Origin of the sequence: Ensifer sp. Root127, from assembly GCF_001425225.1 — a bacterium.
Lineage (GTDB): Bacteria > Pseudomonadota > Alphaproteobacteria > Rhizobiales > Rhizobiaceae > Ensifer > Ensifer canadensis.
The window spans coordinates 589,024-613,261 of the sequence record NZ_LMDX01000023.1 but is presented as its reverse complement, the minus strand read 5'-3'; the positions used below and the strand labels follow the sequence as shown (position 1 = coordinate 613,261).

Below are 24,238 nucleotides of genomic sequence, written 5' to 3'. Positions count from 1 at the left end.
CATGCTTGGTCTTCAACTCGCAGGCGTCGATGTCAGCTTTCCCGGACTTGCCGCACCCGCTCTTGCGATCGACAGCCTTGACGTCGCCGCCGGCAGCCGTGTGGCGCTCACAGGTGCGTCAGGATCCGGCAAAAGCACGCTGATCAGCATCCTGACCGGGCTCGAGCGGGTCGGACAGGGCCGCATCCTCTGGGGCGATGTCGATATCTGCGCGCTCTCCGAGGGCCGTCGTGACCGTTGGTGCGGCGCCAATATCGGTCTGGTCCTGCAGGACTTTCATCTTTTCCCCGGCCTCAGTGCTCTGGACAACGTTCTGCTGCCGACAAGGCTCTCCGGCGCGATGAGCCGTGATGTCGGCGCCCGTGCTGAACATCTGCTTCTGCGTGTCGGCCTCACCCGGCCGACCCAGATGATCGAAACCATGTCGCGCGGTGAAATGCAGCGGGTGGCGATCGCCCGCGCGCTTTTGCGCAAGCCGGGTGTGGTCATTGCCGACGAGCCGACCGCCAGCCTCGACAGCGACGCCGGCGAGACCGTCGGCGACCTGCTGCTCGAGCTTTCACGCGAAAGCGGCTGCACGCTGATCGTTGCGACGCACGATCTGGCGCTGACGCGGCGTATGGACCGTCGCATCCGGCTTGCCGCCGGGCGCATCGTCGAAGATGGCCTCATCGAGGAGCGCGCGGCATGATCGGTTTCATCCTTGCGGATCTGCGCCGCCTCTGGGCCGGTTCGCTCGTCGTCGTCCTCCTGGTTGCGTTGGCGACGGCGCTCGGCGTCGCCGTCACCTTGCAGGAACGGGCGCTTCGGCTCGGCAGTGCGCGTGCTGCCGACAAGTTCGACCTCGTGATCGGCGCCCCCGGCAGCGAGACCCAGCTCGTGCTTTCATCGATCTTCCTGCAACCCTCGCCGCTGCCGCTGATGGAAGGCACGGTTCTGCCGCGCCTTCTTGCCGATCCGCGCGTCGCCTCCGCAGCACCGGTCGGCTTCGGTGACAGCTTTGGCGGCTATGCCGTTGTCGGCACCTCCACCGGGTTGCTTGCGGAACTCGAACAGCTTGCCGAAGGCCGCGCCTTTGCCGCCCTTGGTGAAGCGGTTGCCGGCGCCGCCGTCGATTTGCCACTCGGTTATACGGTCAAGCCGACCCATGGACTTGCCGAACTCGGCGGCCACGCCCACACGGAACTCGCCTATCGCATTGTCGGGCGCCTCAAGCCCACGGGCACCGCCTGGGACCGTGCCATTTTGGTTCCGATGCAGGCGGTCTGGGCGCTGCATGGAATGGAAGCGGCGGAACACGATGATGCCGACGATCACGCGCATGACGAGGCCGCGTCCGGTGTCGAGGCGGATCACCCTCATATCGATGCGGACGCGGCGCTCGACGAGAATTGGAGCAAGGCCACGCCCGGCCTGCCCGCGATCCTCGTCAAACCGAAATCGATCGCCGACGCCTACAAGCTCCGGCAGGACTATCGCAGCAACTCGACACTGGCGGTTTTTCCCGGCGAGGTGCTGACGAACCTCTATGCGACACTTGGCGACGCCAAGCGGGTGCTCGTGGGAGTGACGACGGGCGCTCAGGTTCTGGTCGCAGCCGCGATCCTGCTCGTCACGATCCTGCATGTCGGCCAGCGCCGACGGCAGATCGGGGCGCTTCGTGCCTTCGGCGCGCCGCGCACGGCGGTGTTTGTCATCGTCTGGAGCGAACTGTTTGCGCTGATTGCCGCCGGTGTGCTTTCCGGTTTCGCGCTTGGCTTCGGTGCCGCAAAGTTCATAGCCGGATATCTTTCCGGTGAGAGCGGCGTTGCCATGCCTGTCATGTTCGCTGCCGGCGACGGATTTCTTGTCTCTGCCATTCTCGTCTTCGCCGCCATCCTCGCCGTCCTGCCGGCCATGATCGCCTACCGGCAATCGCCGGCGGCAGCCCTTCGCGCCTGAGGTCTCTGGCTTCTTAGACGAAAGTCATAAGCCGAAAGCATCCCTGCCTGCGGCCCTCCTTTTCTGACATCCTGTGATCAGGCGCACCACGTTCGGACGTTCAAGGGAGGAATTGTCCGAGCCAGCCAATGGGCGCTCCAATGGGCTGTTTTGGAGTGGAGGATAAACAAAATGGCAAATGTCGCGACAGCGGACGACACAAAAGCACGTCCGATGACCGGCGAGGAGAAGAAGGTCATCTTCGCCTCGTCGCTTGGTACCGTATTCGAATGGTACGATTTCTATCTCTACGGTTCGCTCGCCGTTTACATCGGCGCGACCTTCTTCAGCTCCTACCCGGAAACGACGCGAAACATCTTCGCGCTTCTGGCGTTTGCCGCGGGCTTCTTGGTTCGCCCGTTCGGCGCTCTGGTCTTCGGTCGCCTCGGCGACCTCGTCGGCCGCAAATACACCTTCCTCGTGACGATCCTGATCATGGGTCTGTCGACCTTCCTGGTCGGCATCCTGCCTGGCGCTGCCTCGATCGGCATCGCTGCGCCGATCCTGCTCATCGCTCTGCGCATGCTTCAGGGCCTGGCGCTCGGCGGTGAATATGGCGGCGCTGCAACCTACGTGGCCGAACACGCGCCGCACGGGCGTCGCGGTTACTTCACCTCGTGGATCCAGACCACGGCAACGCTCGGTCTGTTCTTGTCGCTGGTGGTGATCCTGCTCGTCCAGTACCTGGTGGGCAAAGAAGCGTTTGCAGCCTGGGGCTGGCGCGTTCCGTTCCTGGTCTCGGTCGTGCTTCTCGGCGTTTCCGTCTGGATCCGCCTGAAGATGAACGAGTCGCCGGCCTTCAAGAAGATGAAGGAAGAGGGCAAGGGTTCCAAGGCACCGTTGTCGGAAGCCTTCGGCCAGTGGAAGAACGCCAAGATCGCGCTTCTGGCACTGTTCGGCGCCGTCGTCGGCCAGGCCGTCGTCTGGTACTCCGGTCAGTTCTACGCGCTGTTCTTCCTGACGGGCGTGCTCAAGGTGGACGGCCAGTCGGCCAATATCATGGTCGCCGCCTCACTGCTGATCGGTACGGGCTTCTTCGTGCTCTTCGGCTGGCTCTCCGACAAGATCGGCCGCAAGCCGATCATCATGGCCGGCCTGCTGCTTGCCATGCTCACCTACTTCCCGCTGTTCAAGGCGCTGACCTGGGCCGGTAACCCGGCGCTCGCTCAGGCCCAGGCAACGGTACGGGCGACCGTGACCGCGGCACCGGGCGACTGCAAGTTCCAGTTCAACCCGACCGGTACCGCGAAGTTCACGACCTCGTGCGACATCGCAACCGCGTTCCTGACCAAGAACTCGGTTCCCTATGACGTGGTAACGACCGCTGCGGCGGGGACTGCCGCGACTGTGGAGGTCGGCGAAACGACGATCAACAGCTATGACGCGATCGCTGCAGGCGATGGTGCCAAGGCTGCCAACGCCGGCTTCGAAAAGCAGACCAACATGGCTCTCCATGATGCCGGCTACCCGCTGGTTCGTGGTGCGGCAAAGGTTCCGGAATCCAAGCTTGACGGCTTCGTCGCCGCCAATCCGGAACTGGCGCTTGATGCCGCTGCCGTTCGCGGCGGCGAAAAGACCATGGTTCCTGCCGACAAGCTCATTGCCGACAAGCTCCTGACCAAGGACGAAGTCGGCGCCGCCACCGAAATGGCTGTCTACACGATCGCCAAGGGCGGCAGCTACGCAATGGTGGCGGATCCTGCCAACGTCAACTGGACGATGATCATCGCCGTTCTGACCGTTCTCGTCATCTACGTGACGATGGTCTACGGCCCGATTGCCGCCCTGCTGGTCGAACTGTTCCCGACCCGCATCCGCTACACCGGCATGTCCCTGCCCTACCATATCGGCAACGGTTGGTTCGGTGGCTTGCTGCCGGCCACGGCCTTCGCGATGAGCGCGGCTCAGGGCGATATCTACTACGGTCTCTGGTACCCGATCGTCTTTGCGGGCATCACCCTGGTCATCGGCATGTTGTTCCTGCCGGAAACCAAGGATCGCGACATCCACGCGATGGACTAAAGACTTCCCCGAGAGGCATCACGGCTCTCCCGACTCCGGCGCGGCTTTCCGCGCCGGCTTTTTTATGGGCGGGAGCCTGTTCGCTTTGGGATAGGCCAACCGCCCTCGTCGGCGCGGAAAAGCCAGCCGCGTTTGGCGAAGAGAAACGCCACCATCATAGATGTCCATAGGCCAAGCAGCAGCCCGGCAGCAACGTCGCTCGGATAGTGGGCGCCGACGATGACGCGCGAGACCCCGATGACCAATGCCATCACGAAAAACAACGGCCGCAGCTTCGGCAGAAGCATGGCAAAGGCGCCGAAAAAAGCACCCGCCGCCGTCGAATGACCGGATGGAAAGCTTTCGAACAGGGTGTCGCCGGTAAACGGCGTCAGGCTGTAGGCACCGAGATCCACCAGAAGCTCGGGCCTTGCCCGCCCGATCAGGAACTTCAGCACATGCACGAGCACACTGGCAGTGCCGATCGTCAGCAAGAAATAGGCAGCAAGGTTGCGGACAGTTCGGGCTTTGCGCTGAAACGGCGCCTGGCCAACGGCACGCTGCAGGATGAAGGCGACGGCAAGCACCAGACCCGAGACATAAATCATCCAGCCGAAGGTGCCGAAGTCGGTAATCAGGCGATTGAAGGCGACGATGCCCTCGGGCAGTTCCTGCGCCCGCGTCGACAGAAACGGATCGAGCGGAATGAAGGCGAGTACGAGGATCAGTGTCGTCACCAGGATCCATCCGGTTGATGCGAGCGGTCGGTTCATGTCGGCCTTTCCAAACGGTCTGCATGCGAGAATGCGGTCCCTCGCCGCCCCTCATTGCTCGCAGCATCTGCCTGCATGTGTCGGTTCGGCCGTCGAATTCAAGACTGTCGAATGCAAAACACCTCCGGATCGCTCCGGAGGTGTTCTGACAACTTGCGGGGCGCTGCCCGATCGGGCGCGCCTCTTGCTTGAACGTTTCCGCTTCAGACGATGCCGCGGAAACGTTCAAGCTTTTTGTTTTACGCATTTCCTGGCGGAAAACCGCTTCGCACTTTTCCTGGAAATGCTCGTATCAGGCAGACAGCGCCTTGAACTCGGAGAGGATGGCTTCGCCCATTTCGACGGTTCCGACCTGGCGTGCGCCTTCGGCCATGATGTCGCCGGTGCGGATGCCCTTGTCGAGCACGGTGGCGATCGCCTTTTCCAGGTTGTCGGCTTCCTTCACCAGGTTGAAGGAGTAGCGCAGGCACATGGCAAACGAGGCGATCATGGCGATGCACCGGCTCGTAGAGCGCCTTGCGCTTGCCGGTGACACCATCCGGTGCACCGAGCGAGGCCGAAGGCAGCATGCCGAGCGAGCCGGTCAGCATCGCCGCCACGTCCGACAGCATGTCGCCGAACAGGTTGTCGGTGACGATGACGTCGAACTGCTTGGGCTGGCGCACCAGCTGCATGCCGCCGGCATCGGCCAGCATATGCTCGAGCTGGACATCGGAATATTTCGCCTTGTGGGTTTCGGTCACCACCTGGTTCCACAACACGCCCGACTTCATGACGTTGCGCTTTTCCATCGAGCAGACGCGGTTGTTGCGGGTGCGGGCCAGTTCGAAGGCAACGCCGGCGATGCGCTCGATCTCGTAGGTGTCGTAGACCTGGGTGTCGATGCCGCGCTTCTGGCCGTTGCCGAGATCGATGATTTCCTTCGGCTCGCCGAAATAGACACCGCCGGTCAACTCGCGCACGATCAGGATGTCGAGGCCTTCGACCAGTTCCGGCTTCAGCGACGATGCGGCGGAAAGCGCCNGGTTGTTGCGGGTGCGGGCCAGTTCGAAGGCAACGCCGGCGATGCGCTCGATCTCGTAGGTGTCGTAGACCTGGGTGTCGATGCCGCGCTTCTGGCCATTGCCGAGATCGATGATTTCCTTCGGCTCGCCGAAATAGACACCGCCGGTCAACTCGCGCACGATCAGGATGTCGAGGCCTTCGACCAGTTCCGGCTTCAGCGACGATGCGGCGGAAAGCGCSGGATAGCAGATGGCCGGGCGCAGGTTGGCAAACAGCTGCAGGTCCTTGCGCAGGCGTAAGAGACCGGCTTCGGGACGRACCTCGTAAGGCACSGCATCCCACTTCGGACCGCCGACGGCACCAAACAGCACCGCGTCGGCGGCAAGCGCCTTTACCATGTCCCCTTCCGAAATCGCCTGGCCGTGGGCGTCATAGGCAGAACCGCCGACAAGGCCTTCGTCCGTCACGAAGCCGGCACCAAGCTCGGCATTCATGTAGGCGATGATTTTGCGGACTTCCGCCATGGCTTCCGGGCCGATGCCGTCGCCGGGAAGGATGAAAAGCTTACGATCGGCCATTTCTGCACTCCTGTCGTTTCAGTGTTTGTGTTGGTGCAGGGCGGCTCATGCGGTGACCTTCGGCCATGGCCGCTGTTGCGGACGCAGGGTCTCGAATGCTCGTGCAAGGCGCAAGACCCCGATATCGTCAAACTGCTGGCCGATGATCTGAAGCCCGATCGGCAAACCGCTGGCAGTATAGCCGCAATTGACCGAAATCGCGGGCTGTCCACCCATGTTCACCGCGACCGTAAAGGCGATGTGCTCGAACGGCTTCTGTGGGTCATTGATCGGCGAGGCCCATTCGGCGGGATAGGACGCGGTCGGTGCCGTTGGCGAGAGGATGAAATCAAAACCGGTCAACGCCGCATGGATGGCGTTGCGCATGGCGTCGATCTGGGCGAAGCCGGTATAGACGTCGCGGCCGGAAAAATCCTTGGCCGTCTCGATCCAGTTGAAGATGTAGGGCAGTATCTGCGCCTGCTGTTCCGGCGAAAGACGCGAGACGTCTTCCCAACCGCGCGCACGCCAGAAGCGATCGAGGCCATCGATCATCTCGCGGGTGAGGAAGGGCTCGACAGGCTCAATGATGACACCGGCGTCCGCGAAGAGTTTTGCCGCTTGGCTGACCGCCTGCTCGGTTTCCGCGCTAACCGCCTGGCCAAAGCCGGCATCGAGCCAGAGGCCGATCTTCAATCCCCTGACATCGCGTTTAAGGTCGAGCCAGGGGATATCGGCATAGGGCAACGACATGGTGTCGCGTGCATCCGGCTTCGACAAAACGGACATGTAAAGCGCCGTATCGGCGACAGTGCGGGTCATCGGCCCGGCGACGCGGCCGATGAACGGCGGATTGATCGGGATCCGGCCCGCCGAAGGCTTCAGACCAACGACGCCGCACCAGCCGGCCGGCAGGCGGACGGAACCGCCGATATCGGTGCCGATATGGAGCGGACCGTAGCCGGCGGCTGCGGCCGCACCTGCTCCGGCGCTCGAACCGCCGGGATTGGTCGACAGGTCCCAGGGATTGCGCGCCAGCTTGTGAAAACTGGAAAGGCCGGAAGACAGCATGCCGTAATCAGGCATGGTGGTCTTGGCCAGAATGACGCCACCCGCCTCGCGGGTGCGCGCCGCCGGCGGCGCATCGGTCAGGGCCGGCACCAGCGGCACGGCCGCGCAGCCAAGCGGCACAGCCGTTCCCTTTGTCGCAATGTTCTCCTTGATCGTCACCGGCACGCCATCGATCGCGCCCAGAGGCTCACCCTTGCCCCAACGTGCCTCGGACGCCTTCGCCGCCTTGCGCGCCTCGTCCGGATCGTAGGCCCAAAGCGCATTGAGTTTCGGCTCGGATGCATCGATGCGCGCGATGACAGCATCGACGACTTCGACGGGAGAGAGCTTTCGCAGGCGGTAAGCCTCGACAAGATCGACGGCGGTGAAATCGGCAAGATCGGACATGGGCAATAATTCCTGCAACAAGAGCAACTCCGGAGAATTGCAGAATTTCAAAGAGTTCTAGGCAAAGTGACAGCGGGCGGACCAGGCCGGCGTCACCGGCTTGGCCATGGGCGTTTGGGCGAGACAGATATCCTGCCTGCGCGGACAGACGGCGGCATAGGCGCAGCCCTCTGAGGTCGTGGCGGTATGGACAGGCGTTTGCGGCGGGGCGTTCGACCGGACCCGCTTGCGGCGTCCGGCAAAGGGTTTCGGCACGGCGGCGACAAGCGCCTGCGTGTAGGGGTGACGCGGGTTGTCGAACACCTCGTTGGTCGGTCCCTCCTCGACGATCCGCCCGAGATGCATGACGGCGACCCGGTCGGTGATGGCGCGAACCACGCCCAGATCGTGGCTGATAAACAGATAGGAGAGCCCGAGCCTCTCCTGCAGATCCATCATCAGGTTCAGCACCTGCGCCTGGATCGAGACGTCGAGCGCCGAAACCGGTTCGTCGGCAACAATCAGCGCCGGTCGGGTGATGAGTGCGCGCGCAATGGCAATACGCTGGCGCTGGCCACCGGAAAACTCGTGCGGATACTTGTCGACTGACGCCAAGGGCAAGCCGACCGCCTCCAGCACCTCCTCAACGCGCCGGTTGCGCTCAAGCGCGCTGGTTCCGCGTTCCAGTGAGACGATGGGTTCGCAGATGATGGTCCGCACCGTGTGGCGCGGATCGAGTGACCCGTAGGGATCCTGGAAGATCGCCTGAAATCCCTTGCGCGCCTCCCGCAACTCTGATCGGTCCAGCGAATAGATATCCTTGCCGGCAATGGTAACCTGCCCCGATTGCGGGCGTTCAAGCCCCATGACGGCGCGCGCAAGGGTCGATTTTCCCGAGCCGCTTTCGCCAACGATGCCGAGGCTCTTGCCGGCGCCAAGCTCGACGCTGACACCGTGCAGCACGCGCAAGCTGGTCTGCTTGGAAAAGATCGATGGGCGCGGCAACTGGTACTCGCGCACCAGATCGATGGTCCTCAGAATGACATCGCTCATGGTGCCACCATCCTTTCGCGTGGATGAAAGCAGGCGGCGCGATGCTCCACATTACTGTCGGTATCGATCAGATCCAGTGGCGGTATCGCCCGCCGACAGTCGGGCTGAACGAAGGCGCAACGCTCAGCAAAGGAACAATGAGCCGGCCGCGCAAAGGGATCGGGGACGATGCCCGGGATTGCGTTCAGCCTTGGCCTTCCTCCGGTCTGGCGCGGAGCAAGAGCAGCTCCGTGCGGAGACGCGGCGAACAGGCCCCTCGCATAGGGATGCGCCATGCGCGCGAATACGTCGTCGGTGCGCCCCGTTTCGATGACGCGCCCGGCATACATGACGGCGATACGGTCGGTCATTTCCGAGACGACACCGAGATCGTGGGTGATCAGCATCAGTGCCGTGCCGGTGTCTTCGATCAGGTCGTCGAGCAGATCGAGGATCTGTGCCTGCACCGTCACGTCGAGCGCGGTCGTCGGCTCGTCGGCAATCAACAGGTCCGGTTCGCAGGCGATCGCCATGGCGATCATCACGCGCTGCCGCTGGCCGCCGGAGAGTTGATGCGGGTAGAGGTCCAGATTGAAGCGCGGCGCCGGCAGACCAACCCTGTCCAGCAAGGATCGCGCCTTCTTTTCCGCATCGGCTCTGGTTTCGCCAAAATGAAGGCGTCGCCCTTCGGCGATCTGGGCGCCGATCGACTTGACCGGGTTGAGGGCGGTCATCGGCTCCTGAAAGATCATCGCAATGCGCCGGCCGCGATATCTGCAGAATTCGGCTTCGGGCAGATCTGCGAGGTTGCGGCCATCGAACATCAACTCGCCGCGCACCCGCATGCGCTGCGGCAGCAGTCCCATCACGGCGAGCGCCGTCATGGATTTGCCGCTGCCGGATTCTCCGACGATACCGAGGCGTTCGCCGCGATTGAGCTCAAGATCGACGTCGCAGACGATATCGACCTGGGTCATGCCCGCTGACAGCTCGACCGACATTCCGACCATTCGTAGCAAGGGTGCCGTCATCTTTGTCGCCTCACGCGCGGATCGAGAATGTCGCGCAGGCCATCACCGAGGAGGTTGAGGCCGAGCACGGCGAACGTGATCGCAAGTCCCGGGAAGATGGCGAGCCATGGGGCCTGATAGATGAAGGTCTGGGCATCGTTCAGCATCTTGCCCCAGCTTGGCATCGGTGGCTGGGTGCCAAGACCGACATAGGAAAGCCCAGCTTCTGCAACGATTGCTAAGGCGAACTGGATCGTCACCTGGACCAGGAGCACGTGGTTGATGTTGGGCAGGATGTGCAGAAAGGTGATCGCCACGTCGCCGCGACCGGCGCAGCGGGCCGCCTGCACATATTCGCGCTTCCAAAGCCCCATCGAAGCGCCACGGGTCACGCGGGCAAAGACCGGAATGTTGAAGATGCCGATGGCGATCATGGCATTGGTCGCGCCGGGGCCGAAGATGGCCGTGATGATGACCGCCGTCAGCAGTGCAGGAAAGGCAAAGGCAAGATCGCTCATGCGCATGACCAGGCCATCGACCCAGCCGCCGCGGGCCGCAGCCCATGCACCGAGCGGCACGCCGATGCCGGCGCCGACGAGCACCGCGACGATCGAGACCGCGATCGAGTTGCGCGCCCCGGCCATGATCATCGACAGGATATCGCGGCCGAAATTGTCGGTGCCGAACCAATGGGCGAGGCTTGGTCCCTGAAGCTTGTCGCGGAAATTCATCGCCGTCGGCGAGAAGGGTGTCCAGACGGTGGAAACCACGGCCATCGCAATGAGGATGGCGGTGACCGTCAGGCCGAACATCAGGCTTCGGCTACCAAAAAGCTTGGCCAACAGGCCTGGTTCCGAAGTGATTGCCGAGGTGCTCATCAGTGGCCTCCCCTCGACAGGCGCGGATCCAGATAGCCGTAAACGAGATCCACGAGAAAATTGATGGTGATGACGGACGCGGCAAGCAGCGTCACGAGCGTCTGCACGGTCACCAGATCGCGCTGCGCGATCGCCTGAAAGACCAACCGGCCGACACCCGGCAGATTGAAGACGTTCTCGATGATGATCGTGCCGGCAAGCAGAAACGAAAACTGCAGGCCGATGATGGTGACGACGGGGATGAGTGCGTTCGGCACCGCATGCCTCCAAAGCGCACCAGCGCGCGAGAGGCCCTTGGCGCGGGCAGTGCGGATGAAATCCTCCCCGAGCGTTTCGATGACGGCCGAGCGGGTGACGCGTCCGAGAATGGCGGCGAGTGGCAGGCCGAGCGCAAAGGCTGGAAGAATGAGCGAGTGGAGGCCGCTCCAGATACCGTCCTGCCAGCCGGCAAAGCCCGAGGCCGGAAACCATGCAAGTTTCAGCGCGAACAGCAAAATGAACAGAAGCGCGAGCCAGAAATTGGGGATGGCGACGCCAACTTGCGCGATGCCCATGACGACCGTGTCGCCGGCCTTGCCGCGATTGGCCGCGGCATAGACGCCAATGGCGATCGCAACCACGACCGAGATCGCCATGGAGAGGAGAGCCAGGGGCAATGTCACCAGGATGCGGGGTCCGAGTAGTTCACGGATCGGCACCGAATAGGTGAGACTCATGCCGAAATCGCCGACGACAAAGCCACCGATCCACTGGAGGTAGCGGATCCAGATTGGCTGATCGAGGCCCAGCTGCCGGTGCAGCGCCGCGATCGCATCCGGGTCGGCGTTCATGCCGAGCATCAGCACTGCCGGGTCGCCGGGCAGCACCTGCATCAGCAGAAAGACGATGATAGAGGCGACCAGGGTCGTCAATATGAGCGACACAAGGCGACCGCCAACAAAGGAAATCACATCAACCTCCCGGAATGAGCGAGCGTTGACCGGCGCCGGGGACGGTCAACGGCTGATCTGCATCCGCCCCCATTTGTGGAGGGGCGGATGCTGGAGCGGGATGAGGAAAAGTGTGTGCGGTTTTCAGCCCGCATACCGCTCCACCTCATGAGAAGCGATCAATTCTCCCAGTAGGTCTGGGTCTGATCGTCCGCCGGCACCGGCATGTTCTTCCACAGACCCTTCACCTTCTTGTTCCAGACGCCGATCTTCGGAAGAGCGTAGAGGAAAACGTTCGGTTCATCGGCCGCCAGTTTACGCTGAAGCTGGCCGACGAGATCGAGCTGCTCAGCTTCCGTCGACGCGAGCGTGAAGGACTTGTAGAGCGCCTTGTAGTCCGGGTTCTGGTAGTTGAAATAGTATTTGTCGCGAGCGTAAATATCGAGATCGCGGGCTTCGGCGTGTGCGATGATCGTCGCGTCGAAATCCGAGTTCTTGAACACCTGGTCGAGCCATTGCGCGAACTCGATCGGAACGAGGTTCACCTTGACGCCGACTTCGCTGAGCATGGCCGCGATGATCTCGCCGCCGCGCCGGGCATAGGCGGGTGGCGGCAGCATGATGGTCATTTCCAGACCTTCGACACCGGCCTCCTGCAGCAGTTGCTGCGCTTTGCCCGGGTCATAGGGATAGGTTTCGTTCAGATCGACATAGCCGGGCTCCACCGGGGAATAATGCGAACCGATCGTCTCGCCGAAGCCCGAATAGGTGCCTTCGACCAGGGTCTTCCGGTCGATCGCATGGGCAAGCGCCTGACGAACCCTGACGTCGTCAAACGGCTTGCGCGCATTGTTCAGCGCAAGAACCACCTTGCCGGAGGTGCTGCCGACCTCGACCTGGAGGTTGGGATCGCTTTGGAACTGGCTGACGAGTTCGGCGGCCTGGAACATCGGGAACGCATCGACGTTGCCGGCAAGAACGGCGGCTGCGGCTGCGGATGGGTCGCTGATGAACTTGAAGGTGACTTCCGTCAGCTTGGCCGGTTCGCCCCAGTAATCGGCGTTCTTGTTCAGCACGACCTTGTCGCCCTTCGCCCATTCCTTGAACGCGTAGGGGCCAGTACCGACAGGCTTGGTCTTGTTGTCGGCGGCCGATGACGGCGCGATCATGACCGCGTCACCCCATGCCATGTTGAACAGGAAGTTGGATGCCGGGCGCTTCAGGGTCACGACTGCGGTTGCCGGATCCGGGCACTCGGTCTTTTCGATCGGCTCGAAGAGGCCCTTCTGCGCATTGGTAGAGTCCGCTGCGACGGCGCGCTCATAGGAGAATTTGACGATCGAGCAGTCGAAGGGCGTGCCGTCGTGGAACTTGACGCCCTGACGAAGCTTGAACGTGTAGCTCTTCTGATCGTCGGAGATAGCCCAGCTCTCGGCCAGGAGCGGCTTGACGGTGCCATCTTCAACCACGCGCACCAGACCTTCGAACAGGTTGCCGTAGGTGATGTAGCGGATCGGCGCGGCGGCGCCCGCGGTCGGGTCGAGGCCCGGCGGTTCCAGCACCTGGCCGACGGTAATCGTGTCCTTGGCCATGGCTGTGGTCAGCGATGCGGCGATGAAGCACGAAGCAAGTGCCCATTTCGTCAAGTTAAGCATGGTTCCCCCGCTTTGCGGTTTGGTTGTTTATGGTCCCACTGCATGTTTCCATTAATCGCATCCGATTGAAGGAAACCTGCAGTCAATCAAAGTGCCGCGACTTTCGTGCGCCCTGAGACGCGCGGCGCTGTCGTCATCAGATCGAACGCCCGCCATCGACGTCAAGTGCAACGCCGGTGATCATAGACGCCTGCGGCGATGCGACGAAGGCGGCGGCCTCGGCGAGATCCTCGGGCTTCAGCAACCGGCCCAACGGAATGGAATCGCGGAACTTCTGGCGAATTTCCTCGGTATCCTCGCCCATGAAGGTCGTCAAAAGCGGCGTCTCGCCGGCAACCGGATTGAGGGCAACGACGCGAATGTTGAACGGAGCAAGTTCGATCGCCAGCGCCTTGGTCGCGGAGACCACCCAGCCCTTCGTCGCATTGTACCAGGCAAGGTTCGGCCGCGGCCGGTTGGCGCCAGTCGAGGCGATATTGACGATCACGCCTGTCTTGTTCTGTTTCATGTGCGGCAGCAGCGCGCGCGTCATGAGATAGACGCCACGCACGTTGACGCCGAGGATCCTGTCGAACTCGTCCGGCTCCACCAGCTCGGCGTTTTGTGGCTTGTGGCCGATGCCGGCATTGTTGATGAGAATGTCGACGCGGCCGAACTTCTCGAGGCTCGCGGCAACGGCGGCGTCGACGTCCGATGATTTGGAGATGTCGCATACGACGGCAAACGCATTGCTGCCGAGTTGCTTGGCCACGCGCTCGGCCCCTGCGGCATCGCGGTCGACAACGACCACCTTGGCACCGCCGTCGATGAAACGCTTCGCAATGCCCTCGCCGAAACCGGAGCCTGCACCGGTGATGAGAGCGATCTTACCTTCTAGTGACACTTGTTCCTCCCGACGCTGAACTAGCCGTGGTAAACCGAGATGGTTTTCATGCTGGCGAAGCCGTAGAGGGCTTCGAAACCCTTCTCGCGGCCATGGCCCGATTTCTTGACGCCGCCGAAGGGCAGCTCGACGCCGCCGCCGGCGCCATAATTGTTGACGAAGACCTGACCGGCGTGGACGGCGCGCGCCATGCGCAGTTGCCTACCACCGTCGTTTGTCCAGACCCCGCAGACGAGACCATAGGCGGTGCCGTTTGCAAGGCGAACGGCCTCCTCTTCGCTGTCGAACGGCATGATCACCTGGACCGGGCCGAAGATTTCTTCCTGTACCGTGCGGTGCTCGTGCGGCACGTCGCGCAGCAATGTCGGTGCGACATAGGCGCCGTCAGCGGGTGCGTCGGCGACGATCTCGCCCTCAGCCGCGATCTTCAGGCCATCCTTGGCGGCATCGGCAAGGAAGCCCTCGATGATCGCCTTTTGCCTATGCGAGACCACCGGGCCAAGCGACAGATCGGCGCTGGCCGGCCCGACCCTGAGCGCGCGATATCTTTCGCTCATCTGCGCCACGACGTCTTCGTAGATGGCGCGCTCGACGAGGATGCGTGACGAGGCCGAACAGGTCTGCCCGGCGTTCTGGATCCCGGCGTTGACCAGGAATGGCATGGCACGGTCGAGGTCCGCATCGGCAAAGACGATCTGCGCCGACTTGCCGCCGAGTTCGAGCGTCACCGGCACGGCATTCTTCGCCGCCGCCGCCTGCACCATCTCACCGGTGCGCACCGAACCGGTAAACGAGATGTGGTTGACATCAGGGTGTTCGGAAAGCGCGGCACCCGCCTCCGCGCCCAGCCCGGTGACGACGTTCAGCGCTCCGGGTGGCAGGCCCTCTTCTTCGGCAATGCGTGCAAATTCCAGGATTGTCAGGCACGCCTCCTCGGCCGGCTTGACCACGGCCGCATTGCCCATGGCAAGGGCTGCGCCGAGGCTGCGACCAAGGATCTGCATCGGATAGTTCCACGGGATGATATGACCCGTAACCCCATGCGGCTCGTAAATGGTCAGCACGGTAAAGCCGTTCTGATAGGGGATGGTGTCGCCATGCACCTTGTCGGCGGCGCCGCCATAGAACTCCAGATAGCGCGCGAGCGCGACGACGTCCGCCCGCGCCTGTGTCAGGGGCTTGCCGACATCCCGCGCTTCAAGCTCCGTCAAAAGGTCGATGTTGCGCAGCACTGCTGCCGAGATCCGGCTGAGCACCCGTCCGCGTTCGGTTGCCGTCATCTGCCCCCATTGGCCGCCAAGCGCCGAGCGCGCGGAGCGCACGGCCAGGTCGATGTCGTCCCGATTTGCCCGGGCAATGCGCGCGAATATCTCACCGTTGGAGGGATCCCTGACGGCGATGTGCTCGCCGCCAATTGCGTCCTGCCACGTGTTCGCGATGAAATTGCCGTAAGTCTTCACATCATGCCTCGTTGTCAGTCTCGCCCTGCGGGAGGAGCGTTTTCAATCTCATGGCCGTCGCATGGATATGCGCGCGCGCCAGCTTCTCAGCCTGATCAGGGTCCCTTGCCGCTATCGCCTCGACAATGAGCCGATGCTCGGCAACGGCAGTGCTGGCGCGTTCGCTGGAAAGCGAAAAGGCCGGAGCGAAGACCTGCGATGTCATCCGCAGAAGCGGCCCGAGCGACGCCAGCGACGCATTGCGCGAAGCACTGACGATGGCCTCGTGAAAGACGACGTTGGACTGGGTGTAGGCGCCGGGATCCCAGCGCTCAACGACCTTCTGCTGCTGATCGATCTGTTTCGCGAGTGCTTTGATTTCGGATGCTGTGGCGCGCTCGGCGGCATTGCGCGCCGCCACGCCGTCCATCGCCTCGCGCACGGCATAGGCATCGAGAAGTTTCGGCAGGTCGGCGGTGGCCACCCTGACACCGCTGCCCGGTTTGTTCACAACGAGCCCGTCGCGCTCCAGCACCCGCAAGGCCTCGCGAAGCGGCGTACGGCTGATGCCGAATTCGGCAGCGATCCGCTCCTGACGCAACGTCGCTCCAGGCGCATAGACGCCGGCATAGATGCGCTCGCGAAGCGCCTGGGCAACTTCGTCGAGCAGGCGCGACTGGCTTCGCCATTCAAAGGTTTGACTCATCGATCCCTCCCAAGATCGAGGCAAATTGTATCCAGGATACAGACGATGTCAATTGCGATTGATGGACCAGCGAACCGCCACGCGGGATCGGGACCGGAAGAGGCGTGATTTTCCGACGCAGACCCCTCGCTCAACGACAAAATTATTTACGGTTGACAATCGCACTCTAAGACATCAATCTTGCAACTAAGATATCAGTTAGCGGATAGATATGTCTGAGATTGTCACCATACCGGCACTTCCACTTGACGAGCTCCTTCGGCCGTCCCTGATCGAGGGTGCGGGCAACACGACGTCAAAGGTCTATCGCCTGCTTCGGCAACTGATCGTCGAGGTGAGGTTGCTGCCTGGCCGCGCGTTGCCGGAAAAGGAGGTCGCCGCGATCCTCAACGTCAGCAAGACACCGGTTCGCGAAGCGATCATCCGCCTCTCGGAGGAAGGCCTGATCAAGGTCGTGCCGCAGGGCGGCACGTTTGTCGCGACGATCGAGGTCCAGCGCTATATCGAGGCGTGCTTCATTCGCTTTCGGTTGGAGGCCGGAGCGGCCGCAGAGGCGGCCAAGCGCCACACGTTCGAAGATCTCGGCCGCCTTGAACTCTGCCTCAACCAGCAGATTGCAGCCGTAGAGGGCGAGGATTACACGAATTTCTTCGAGCTCGACGAGAGCTTTCATAAAGCCATCTTCGCAGCCGCGCGTCTGAGCGGTGTGTGGACCTTCGTCAACCAGGCGAAGGGCGAGATCGATCGCATGCGCCATTTGAAGATGGTCTTCGGCGTTCGCCGCACTGCAGAAGTCATCGAGGAACATCGGGCGATCGTCGATGCCATTCGTGAAGCTTCGCCGGATGCGGCCGTGGCGGCAATGAGCCGACACCTCGGCTCGCTCGAAAGCAAGATTACCGAGCTCTCACGCGACCCGAAGCTGTGGAGCTACATTGAATCGATCAATGCGACAACGACAGAAAAACGGAGGCCGCGGCGCAACCTGACCTAAGGGGTTCGCGCCGGCGGGAGGAATCAAATGTCTGCAGTTGAACTGAACGACGTAGTGAAACGCTACGGCGCACTCGAAGTCGTGCACTCCATCAAGCTGTCGGTATCACCGGGAGAGTTCGTCGTTCTGGTCGGACCGTCGGGCTGCGGCAAGTCCACGACCCTGCGCATGGTGGCCGGGCTCGAAGACATTTCAGATGGCACGATCTCGATCGGTGGCCGCGTCGTCAACCGGGTCGCGCCGAAAGATCGCGACGTCGCCATGGTGTTCCAGAACTACGCGCTCTACCCGCACCTCAATGTCGCGGAAAACATCGCCTTTGGACTGCGCGTCCGTGGCGAGAAGAACGACGTCGTCGAAGCCGCTGTCAACGAGGCGGCCGCCATTCTCGATCTGATGCCCTATCTGAAGCGCAAGCCCGCGGACCTTTCGGGCGGCCAGCGACAGCGCGTGGCGATGGGTCGCGCGATTGTGCGAAAGCCACAGGTGTTTCTGTTCGACGAGCCGCTGTCCAATCTCGACGCCAAGCTGCGCACACAGATGCGCGCGGAGATCAAGCGGCTCCACAAGCGCATGGACGTCACCAGCATCTACGTGACGCACGACCAGGTGGAGGCCATGACTCTTGCCGACCGCATCGTCGTCATGAATGGCGGACGCGTCGAACAGGTCGGCTCGCCCATGGAGCTTTTCCTCAATCCGGCCAATGCGTTTGTTGCGAGCTTCCTGGGATCGCCGCCCATGAACCTCGTGGCAGCGCGCGTAGAAGCGGCAAACGGCGCTGCCGTTGCCTGCGTCGACGGCAACGGTCCGGTCCAGTTCCGCATGCCGGCTGCAATCGCCGCCGGCATGCGCGCCGGCCAGAAAGTTCTCGTCGGCCTGCGTCCCGAACACCTCGATATCGAAGTCGGCCGCCCGGGGGCCGACACCCAGGAGATAGCGACGGCCGTGGACCTCGTCGAGCCTCTCGGTTCGGAAGCGCTGCTTCATTGCAGGATCGGCGGCCAGCCGGTCGTCGCCAAGGTCGATACGCCCGTGGACGGGAGAAGCCTGTCGGATGTCGCCAGGCTGGCGATCCCCACCGCCAGACTTCATGTCTTCGACGTGGAGACCGGCAAAGCCATCAACGGACAGGCGTGAGGCAGATGATGGGATCGAAGATCGCCCAGCATATCAAGGACCTGGCGGAGGATCTTCGCCGAGACTGGCAGCTTTATGTGTTGTTGTTGCCGATGCTCGTCTGGTTCCTGCTTTTCCTCTACAAGCCGATGGAAGGCTTGCAGATTGCCTTCAAGGACTTCAGCCCGTTCCGTGGCGTTGCCGGCAGTCCCTGGGTCGGGTTCGAAAATTTCCGGACGCTGCTCAATGACCATATCTTCATCCGCGCCTTCATCAATACGATCACCATCAGCGGCCTGGGGCTGATCTTCGCCTTCCCGGTGCCAATCATCCTGGCCTTGATGTTCAATGAGCTGCAGAGCGAAGTCGGCCGGCGTTTCTCACAGACCGTCGTCTACCTTCCACACTTCATTTCGGTGGTGATCGTTGCAGGCATCGTCATCAACCTGCTGTCGCCAACCACGGGCGTGGTCAACCTCGTGCTGTCCAGCCTCGGCTTCGATCCGATCTACTTCCTGACACAGCCGGAATGGTTCCGCACCGTGTTCATCGGCTCCAACGTCTGGAAGGAGGCAGGCTTCGAATCGATCGTCTATCTCGCTGCCATCGCCGGTATCAGCCCGACACTCTACGAATCCGCCCGGGTCGACGGCGCCTCGCGCTGGCAGATGATGTGGCGCATCACCCTGCCCTGCATTCTGCCGACGATCATCATCATGCTGATCATCCGCATCGGCAACCTGGTCGAGGTCGGTTTCGAATACATCATCCTACTCTACCAACCGGCCACCTACCGCACCGCCGACGTTGTCTCGACTTATGTCTACCGGACCGGCCTGCAGGGAACCCAGTACGACCTGGCGACTGCCGCCGGCCTGTTCAACGCGGTCATCGCGTTTGCCCTCGTCTTCACGGCCAACCGGATCAGCCGGAAGGTCTCATCAACCTCGCTCTGGTGAATGTCATGGCCACTTTCAGCCTATACTCGCGCGGCGACCGTATTTTCGGATATGCGAATGCGGCCCTGATCGGACTGTTCGTCCTGTCGACCCTTTATCCGTTCATCTATCTGCTGGCGGTATCGATCTCGTCAGGTGCGGCGGTCACCTCCGGGCAGGTCATTCTGTTTCCCAAGGACCTGACGCTTGCGGCCTATGAATTCGTGCTGTCCGACCGCCTGTTCTGGATCGCCTACGGCAATACCTTCATCTACACGTTCGGCGGCACCGCGGTCAGCCTGGCGATCATGATCCCCGGCGCCTATGCGCTGTCGCGCACAAGGCTGCGCGGACGCAAATTCCTGAACCTGATGGTGGCATTCACCCTCTGGTTCAATGCCGGCATGATCCCGTTCTTCCTGAACATGCGCGACCTTGGCCTCCTGGATTCGCGTTTCGGCCTGATCATCGGCTTTGCCTGCAATGCCTTCAACGTCATCCTGCTGCGCAACTTCTTCGAGTCCGTGCCGAAATCCTTCGAGGAAGCGGCGAAGATGGACGGCGCCAGCGAATGGCAGCTGCTCTGGAAGGTATTTATTCCGCTGTCCAAGCCGGCCATCATCACCGTCGGTCTGTTCTGCATCGTCTCGCGCTGGAACAGTTACTTCTGGGCCATGGTGCTGCTGCGCGGCGAGGAAAAGATCCCGCTCCAACTCTACCTGAAGCGCATCATCGTCGACCTCACCGCCAACGACGAGTTTGCCAGCAGCCTGCTGAGCTCGCGCTACTCATTCGAAACCGTCACAGCCGCGATCATGATCGCCTCGATCATTCCGGTGCTGCTGATTTATCCGAGCATCCAGAAATACTTCAACAAGGGCATCACCCTTGGTGGGGTCAAGGAATAACGGCCAATTCTGTTTAAGGAGGAGAAATGGAATGAGACGTTTTGGGAAAAGGCTTTCGCTACTTGCCACCTGTGCGCTTCTGCAATTGGGCAGCGCCGCCGCCGAGGACGCGTCGACGAAGATTGTCGACGATCCGCTCGAACTGACGATCCACTTCCATTTCCGCGACAAGTACGTCTACACGGAGAACTGGCCCGTTGAGAAAAAAGCGGCCGAATGGACCGGGATCCATGTCAAGAACGTGGCCTCGCTTGCCACCAGCAACAGCCGCGACGCTTTCAACCTGTTGATGGCGTCTGGCGATCTGCCTGATATCGTGGGAGGCGATGTGACAGGCGGCCTCAAGGACGACTTTATCCGCTACGGCATGGAAGGCGCCTTCCTGCCGCTTGACGACCTGATCGCCGAAAACGCCCCCAACCTGAAGAAGTTCTTCGACGATCATCCCGTGGTGCGCCGCGCCATCAGCGCGCCCGATGGGCATATCTACTTCATCCCTTATGTTCCGGAGGGAGAGTATTCGCGCGCCTGGTTCATCCGGCGGGACTGGCTGGACAAGCTCGGTCTCAAGGAGCCGCAAAATGTCGACGAGCTCTACACCGTGCTCAAGGCATTTCGCGAGAAAGATCCCAACGGCAACGGCAAGAAGGACGAGGTTCCCTATTTCGCCCGCGAGCCGATCGAGGCGGTGCGGCTCATCAATATGTGGGATGCGCGCGTCTCGGGGTCGGAACGCTACGGCGACTTCATGGTCGAGGACGGCAAGATCGTCCACCCGTGGACGACGGCAAACTACAAGACCGGGATTTCAAAGGTTGCCCAGTGGTTTGGCGAAGGGCTCATCGACACGGAAGTCTTTACTCGCGGCGCACGCGTTCGCGAATACATGCTCGGTAACAATATCGGCGGCATGACCCATGACTGGTTCGCCAGCACCTCGAACTATACCGAGGCTCTGAAGGACAGCGTTCCCGGTATCAATTTCGCACCGATGCTGCCACCGAAAACGGTATCGGGAAAGCGCTTCGAGGACAGTCGGCGTGCGACCGTTCAGCCTGCCGGCTGGGCGATCTCCTACACCAATCAGCACCCCGCCGAGACGATCAAGTACTTCGACTTCTGGTTCTCCGAAAAGGGTCGCATTCTCTCCAACTGGGGTGTCGAGGGCGTCAACTACGACATGAAAGACGGCAAACCGGTCTACAAGGACAGCGTCCTCAAGAACCCAAAGCCGGTGAACGCCCAGATGTGGGAGATCGGCGCCGGCGTGCCGCGCGGCTACTGGGCCTCCTACCCGTCCGAACAGCAGTGGACCAACAAGATGGCCCTCGACGGGATCGCCATGTACGAGAAGGAACCCGGCCTGCTGCAGCCCGAATTCACCGGCGTCTCGATGAGCGCCGAGGAACGGGCGGTCTACGACAAGTACTGGCCGAGCCTGCTCACATACATGACCGAGATGCAGCAGACCTTCGTGCTCGGCGCACAGAATGTCGACGCCTCCTGGGATGCCTATCAGGCTCGCCTCGAACAGCTCGGCCTGCCCGAGGTCATCAAGGTCATGCAGACGGCCTACGACCGCCAATACGCCAAGAACTGACACATCAGGGCGCGGCGCGGCCGCGCCCTATTCACTCCCCGACTTGTTAAAGGACGTCATTTTCGATGCCCAAAGCTGACGAAGCCCCACGACTGCATTATCTCGACGAGCCGAAACCCGGCACGCTGACGATCACCTATCAGCCGAACGGCTCCGCCATCCAGGAGAACCCGCCGCGTTTCAGCTGGCTGCCGGCGCTGGACGACAATGCCCGCTATGCCCTCAAGGTGTCGCGCGATCCATCCTTTCCGCCGGCCGATACACTGCTGTTCGAAGACCTTGCCTGGAACTTCTTCACGCCGGACGTAACCTTCGAACCCGGCGTCTATCACTGGGGCTTCGCGCTGTGGGATAACGCATCCAAAACCGTTGTGTCCGCCTGGAGCAGCGTTCGCACATTCGAGATCCTGCCCGGCTTGCCGGAAACGCCGCTGCCGCGCGCGGAAACCCGTTGGGAGGCTGCGGATCTTCGCCATCCCCGACTTTGGCTCGGTCCGAGCGAGGTCGGCGATTTCCGCGAGTGCCTGAAGAAAGACGCAGATCATTGCGGTTGGCAGGGCTTTTTCGACAAGTCCGTCACCCCGTGGCTCTCGCGCGATTTCATCGCAGAGCCTGCCCTCTATCCCAACAACGTGCGCGTCGCGAAACTCTGGCGGCAGATGTACATCGATTGCCAGGAAGCCATCTACGCGGTGCGCCATCTGGCGATCGCCGGCGTCATTCTCGACGATCCCGCGTTGATCACCAGGGCGCGTGAATGGCTGCTGGCGATCGCGCGATGGGATCGTACGGGCGCCACCGCGCGTTCCTACAACGACGAGGCAGCCTTCCGCGTCGTCACCGCACTCGCCTGGGGCTACGACTGGCTGTGGGATCATCTCGACGACACGGAACGGACGGAGGTCCGCGACGTCCTGCTGGCGCGGACGCGCGAAGTTGCCGATCATGTCCTGTGGCGCGCGCGCATCCATGTCTTCCCCTATGACAGTCACGCCGTGCGCTCGCTATCGGCCGCATTGACGGCCGCCTGCATCGCTCTTGCTGGAGAAAGCGACGAGGCAGAAGGCTGGCTCGACTACACGATCGAATTCCTGTTCACACTCTATTCCCCGTGGGGCGACGCGGATGGCGGGTGGGCCGAGGGTCCGCATTACTGGATGACAGGCATCGCCTACCTGACGGAGACCGCCAACCTCATCAAGAACTTCCTGGACGTCGACCTCTACAAGCGGCCGTTCTTCCATAAGACCGGCGACTTCCCGCTCTACACCAAGGCGCCGGGTACCCGTCGCGCCTGTTTCGGAGACGATTCCACCCTCGGCGACCCGCCGGGCGTGAAGGTTGGCTACAATGTCCGCCAGTTCGCAGGCGTCACCGGCAATCCCTACTACCAGTGGTACTACGAGCGCCTGAAAGCCGACGCCGCCGGAACCGAAATGGAGTTCTACAATTACGGCTGGTGGGACCTCAATTTCGACGATCTCGTCTACCGCCACGACTATCCGCAGATCGCAGCCCAGGCGCCCAGCGACCTGCCGCCGGTGAAATGGTTCAAGGATATCGGGTGGGTCGCCATCCAGAAATACATGGACGATCCAGCGCGGCATATCCAGTTCCTGTTCAAGAGCAGCACCTTCGGCTCGCTCAGCCACAGCCATGGCGACCAGAACGCTTTCCTGCTCTATGCCTTCGGCGAAGATCTGGCCATCCAGAGCGGCTATTACGTGGCCTTCAACTCCACCATGCACCGCAACTGGCGACGCCAGACCATTTCCAAGAACGCCATCCTCATCGACGGCAAGGGCCAGTATGCCGACGGCGACAAGACGATTGCAAAAAAGGCCGGGGGACGGATTGTCACCGTGCGCGAGGAGCCGTCCCATGTCTTCATCAGCGGCGATGCGACGGCGGCCTACCGGGCTGCAGATCCTGACGTATTGCGGGCCGAACGCGACGTCTACTTCACCGCAAGCGATTTCGTCGTTCTGGTCGATCGCGTCGAGTGCTCCGGGCCAAAGCCCGTTCAATGGCTGTTTCATGCGACACGACCGATGGACGTCGGCACCAACAGCTTCCGCCTGACCGGAGAGCGCGCCGGCCTTTACGGGCAGTTCGTGCACTCGACCTCCGGCCCGCCCAATGTTCGCCTGGTCGAAGGTTTCGAAGGTGTCGATCCCGCCGACGTCGAGGGCATGGATACCCAATACCATATCGAGGCCAGCCTGCCCTCGGCGAGCAAGCACACGCTCGTCACCCTGCTCGTTCCCTATTCGCTCGATGAGCCGCGGCGGGTCTTTAACTTCATCGACGACCAGGGGTTCAGCGCCGACATCTACTTCACCGATGTCGACGACAACCAGTTGCGCATCGTCATCCCAAAGAACTTCTGATCAC

19 protein-coding genes and 1 pseudogene are annotated in these 24,238 nt (G+C 62.0%); 9 read left to right on the top strand and 11 right to left on the bottom strand.

The annotated features are described in order from the left end of the window. Window position 1: 1 nt before the first annotated feature. The 3 genes from ASD03_RS24985 (at window position 2) to ASD03_RS24975 (ending at window position 4,002) form a co-directional block, all read left to right on the top strand. Complete coding sequence (locus ASD03_RS24985) at window positions 2-691, top strand: ATP-binding cassette domain-containing protein (protein ID WP_025425273.1); 690 nt, start codon at window positions 2-4, stop codon at window positions 689-691. After that, window positions 688-1,941 (top strand): FtsX-like permease family protein, encoded by a 1,254-nt coding sequence (locus ASD03_RS24980; RefSeq protein WP_025425272.1) that lies wholly within the window; start codon window positions 688-690, stop codon window positions 1,939-1,941. The genes ASD03_RS24985 and ASD03_RS24980 overlap by 4 nt, the downstream gene beginning before the upstream one ends. A gap of 171 nt (window positions 1,942-2,112) precedes the next feature. Beyond that, the gene (locus ASD03_RS24975; protein WP_025425271.1) at window positions 2,113-4,002 is read left to right on the top strand and encodes an MFS transporter; all 1,890 of its coding nucleotides are present in this window, start codon (window positions 2,113-2,115) and stop codon (window positions 4,000-4,002) included. Between the two features lie 62 nt (window positions 4,003-4,064). Here the strand turns inward: ASD03_RS24975 and ASD03_RS24970 are convergent, their stop codons facing one another. The 11 genes and pseudogenes from ASD03_RS24970 to ASD03_RS24920 all read right to left on the bottom strand — a co-directional run bounded on the left by ASD03_RS24970 (window position 4,065) and on the right by ASD03_RS24920 (window position 16,285). Then, entirely contained in the window at window positions 4,065-4,754 is a 690-nt protein-coding gene (locus tag ASD03_RS24970; RefSeq protein WP_025425270.1) for a phosphatase PAP2 family protein, read from the bottom strand. A gap of 292 nt (window positions 4,755-5,046) precedes the next feature. Then, window positions 5,047-5,777, bottom strand: a pseudogene (leuB, locus tag ASD03_RS24965) (3-isopropylmalate dehydrogenase); the annotation flags it as partial. Window positions 5,778-6,382: 605 nt separating this feature from the next. Next, window positions 6,383-7,774 carry an amidase gene (locus ASD03_RS24960; protein WP_057217155.1) on the bottom strand — a complete coding sequence of 464 codons (1,392 nt, stop codon included), beginning with the start codon at window positions 7,772-7,774 and terminating at the stop codon, window positions 6,383-6,385. Between the two features lie 57 nt (window positions 7,775-7,831). After that, window positions 7,832-8,806: an oligopeptide/dipeptide ABC transporter ATP-binding protein gene (locus ASD03_RS24955; protein WP_082557397.1), complete on the bottom strand. Its 975-nt coding sequence runs from the start codon at window positions 8,804-8,806 to the stop codon at window positions 7,832-7,834. Then, window positions 8,803-9,816: an ABC transporter ATP-binding protein gene (locus tag ASD03_RS24950; protein WP_057217153.1), complete on the bottom strand. Its 1,014-nt coding sequence runs from the start codon at window positions 9,814-9,816 to the stop codon at window positions 8,803-8,805. Before ASD03_RS24950 ends, ASD03_RS24955 begins: the two co-directional genes overlap by 4 nt. Next, entirely contained in the window at window positions 9,813-10,673 is an 861-nt protein-coding gene (locus ASD03_RS24945; RefSeq protein ID WP_025430101.1) for an ABC transporter permease, read from the bottom strand. The genes ASD03_RS24950 and ASD03_RS24945 overlap by 4 nt, the downstream gene beginning before the upstream one ends. Continuing rightward, window positions 10,673-11,623 carry an ABC transporter permease gene (locus ASD03_RS24940; protein WP_025430102.1) on the bottom strand — a complete coding sequence of 317 codons (951 nt, stop codon included), beginning with the start codon at window positions 11,621-11,623 and terminating at the stop codon, window positions 10,673-10,675. The genes ASD03_RS24945 and ASD03_RS24940 overlap by 1 nt, the downstream gene beginning before the upstream one ends. Before the next feature lie 158 nt (window positions 11,624-11,781). Beyond that, window positions 11,782-13,257 carry an ABC transporter substrate-binding protein gene (locus tag ASD03_RS24935; protein ID WP_025430103.1) on the bottom strand — a complete coding sequence of 492 codons (1,476 nt, stop codon included), beginning with the start codon at window positions 13,255-13,257 and terminating at the stop codon, window positions 11,782-11,784. Window positions 13,258-13,393: 136 nt separating this feature from the next. After that, on the bottom strand, window positions 13,394-14,140 hold the full coding sequence (locus ASD03_RS24930; protein ID WP_025430104.1) for an SDR family oxidoreductase: 747 nt from the start codon (window positions 14,138-14,140) through the stop codon (window positions 13,394-13,396). Between the two features lie 20 nt (window positions 14,141-14,160). Continuing rightward, window positions 14,161-15,600 carry an aldehyde dehydrogenase family protein gene (locus ASD03_RS24925; RefSeq protein WP_156408067.1) on the bottom strand — a complete coding sequence of 480 codons (1,440 nt, stop codon included), beginning with the start codon at window positions 15,598-15,600 and terminating at the stop codon, window positions 14,161-14,163. Window position 15,601: 1 nt separating this feature from the next. Continuing rightward, window positions 15,602-16,285 (bottom strand): GntR family transcriptional regulator, encoded by a 684-nt coding sequence (locus ASD03_RS24920; protein WP_025430106.1) that lies wholly within the window; start codon window positions 16,283-16,285, stop codon window positions 15,602-15,604. A gap of 211 nt (window positions 16,286-16,496) precedes the next feature. Here ASD03_RS24920 and ASD03_RS24915 point away from each other — a divergent pair, with 211 nt between their 5' ends. From ASD03_RS24915 to ASD03_RS24890, 6 genes are all read left to right on the top strand, one after another. Continuing rightward, window positions 16,497-17,279, top strand: coding sequence for a GntR family transcriptional regulator (locus ASD03_RS24915; protein ID WP_025430107.1), 783 nt, complete (start codon window positions 16,497-16,499; stop codon window positions 17,277-17,279). Between the two features lie 27 nt (window positions 17,280-17,306). Further along, entirely contained in the window at window positions 17,307-18,419 is a 1,113-nt protein-coding gene (gene ugpC, locus ASD03_RS24910) for a sn-glycerol-3-phosphate ABC transporter ATP-binding protein UgpC (RefSeq protein ID WP_057217149.1), read from the top strand. A gap of 8 nt (window positions 18,420-18,427) precedes the next feature. Further along, window positions 18,428-19,357 (top strand): sugar ABC transporter permease, encoded by a 930-nt coding sequence (locus tag ASD03_RS24905; RefSeq protein WP_057217240.1) that lies wholly within the window; start codon window positions 18,428-18,430, stop codon window positions 19,355-19,357. Between the two features lie 5 nt (window positions 19,358-19,362). Next, window positions 19,363-20,244: a carbohydrate ABC transporter permease gene (locus tag ASD03_RS24900; RefSeq protein WP_057207292.1), complete on the top strand. Its 882-nt coding sequence runs from the start codon at window positions 19,363-19,365 to the stop codon at window positions 20,242-20,244. A 31-nt stretch (window positions 20,245-20,275) separates the two neighbouring features. Next, window positions 20,276-21,844 carry an extracellular solute-binding protein gene (locus ASD03_RS24895; protein ID WP_057217147.1) on the top strand — a complete coding sequence of 523 codons (1,569 nt, stop codon included), beginning with the start codon at window positions 20,276-20,278 and terminating at the stop codon, window positions 21,842-21,844. 65 nt (window positions 21,845-21,909) lie between these two features. Further along, window positions 21,910-24,234, top strand: a complete 2,325-nt coding sequence (locus ASD03_RS24890) for a DUF4962 domain-containing protein (RefSeq protein ID WP_057217145.1) — start codon at window positions 21,910-21,912, stop codon at window positions 24,232-24,234. The last annotated feature ends 4 nt before the right edge of the window (window positions 24,235-24,238 follow it).

Coding starts and splice junctions, on each gene's coding strand:
- ASD03_RS24985 (WP_025425273.1), top strand. CDS start 2: ATGCTTGGTCTTCAACTCGCAGGCGTCGATGTCAGCTTTCCCGGACTT.
- ASD03_RS24980 (WP_025425272.1), top strand. CDS start 688: ATGATCGGTTTCATCCTTGCGGATCTGCGCCGCCTCTGGGCCGGTTCG.
- ASD03_RS24975 (WP_025425271.1), top strand. CDS start 2,113: ATGGCAAATGTCGCGACAGCGGACGACACAAAAGCACGTCCGATGACC.
- ASD03_RS24970 (WP_025425270.1), bottom strand. CDS start 4,754: ATGAACCGACCGCTCGCATCAACCGGATGGATCCTGGTGACGACACTG.
- ASD03_RS24960 (WP_057217155.1), bottom strand. CDS start 7,774: ATGTCCGATCTTGCCGATTTCACCGCCGTCGATCTTGTCGAGGCTTAC.
- ASD03_RS24955 (WP_082557397.1), bottom strand. CDS start 8,806: ATGAGCGATGTCATTCTGAGGACCATCGATCTGGTGCGCGAGTACCAG.
- ASD03_RS24950 (WP_057217153.1), bottom strand. CDS start 9,816: ATGACGGCACCCTTGCTACGAATGGTCGGAATGTCGGTCGAGCTGTCA.
- ASD03_RS24945 (WP_025430101.1), bottom strand. CDS start 10,673: ATGAGCACCTCGGCAATCACTTCGGAACCAGGCCTGTTGGCCAAGCTT.
- ASD03_RS24935 (WP_025430103.1), bottom strand. CDS start 13,257: ATGCTTAACTTGACGAAATGGGCACTTGCTTCGTGCTTCATCGCCGCA.
- ASD03_RS24920 (WP_025430106.1), bottom strand. CDS start 16,285: ATGAGTCAAACCTTTGAATGGCGAAGCCAGTCGCGCCTGCTCGACGAA.
- ASD03_RS24915 (WP_025430107.1), top strand. CDS start 16,497: ATGTCTGAGATTGTCACCATACCGGCACTTCCACTTGACGAGCTCCTT.
- ugpC (WP_057217149.1), top strand. CDS start 17,307: ATGTCTGCAGTTGAACTGAACGACGTAGTGAAACGCTACGGCGCACTC.
- ASD03_RS24905 (WP_057217240.1), top strand. CDS start 18,428: ATGGGATCGAAGATCGCCCAGCATATCAAGGACCTGGCGGAGGATCTT.
- ASD03_RS24900 (WP_057207292.1), top strand. CDS start 19,363: ATGGCCACTTTCAGCCTATACTCGCGCGGCGACCGTATTTTCGGATAT.
- ASD03_RS24895 (WP_057217147.1), top strand. CDS start 20,276: ATGAGACGTTTTGGGAAAAGGCTTTCGCTACTTGCCACCTGTGCGCTT.
- ASD03_RS24890 (WP_057217145.1), top strand. CDS start 21,910: ATGCCCAAAGCTGACGAAGCCCCACGACTGCATTATCTCGACGAGCCG.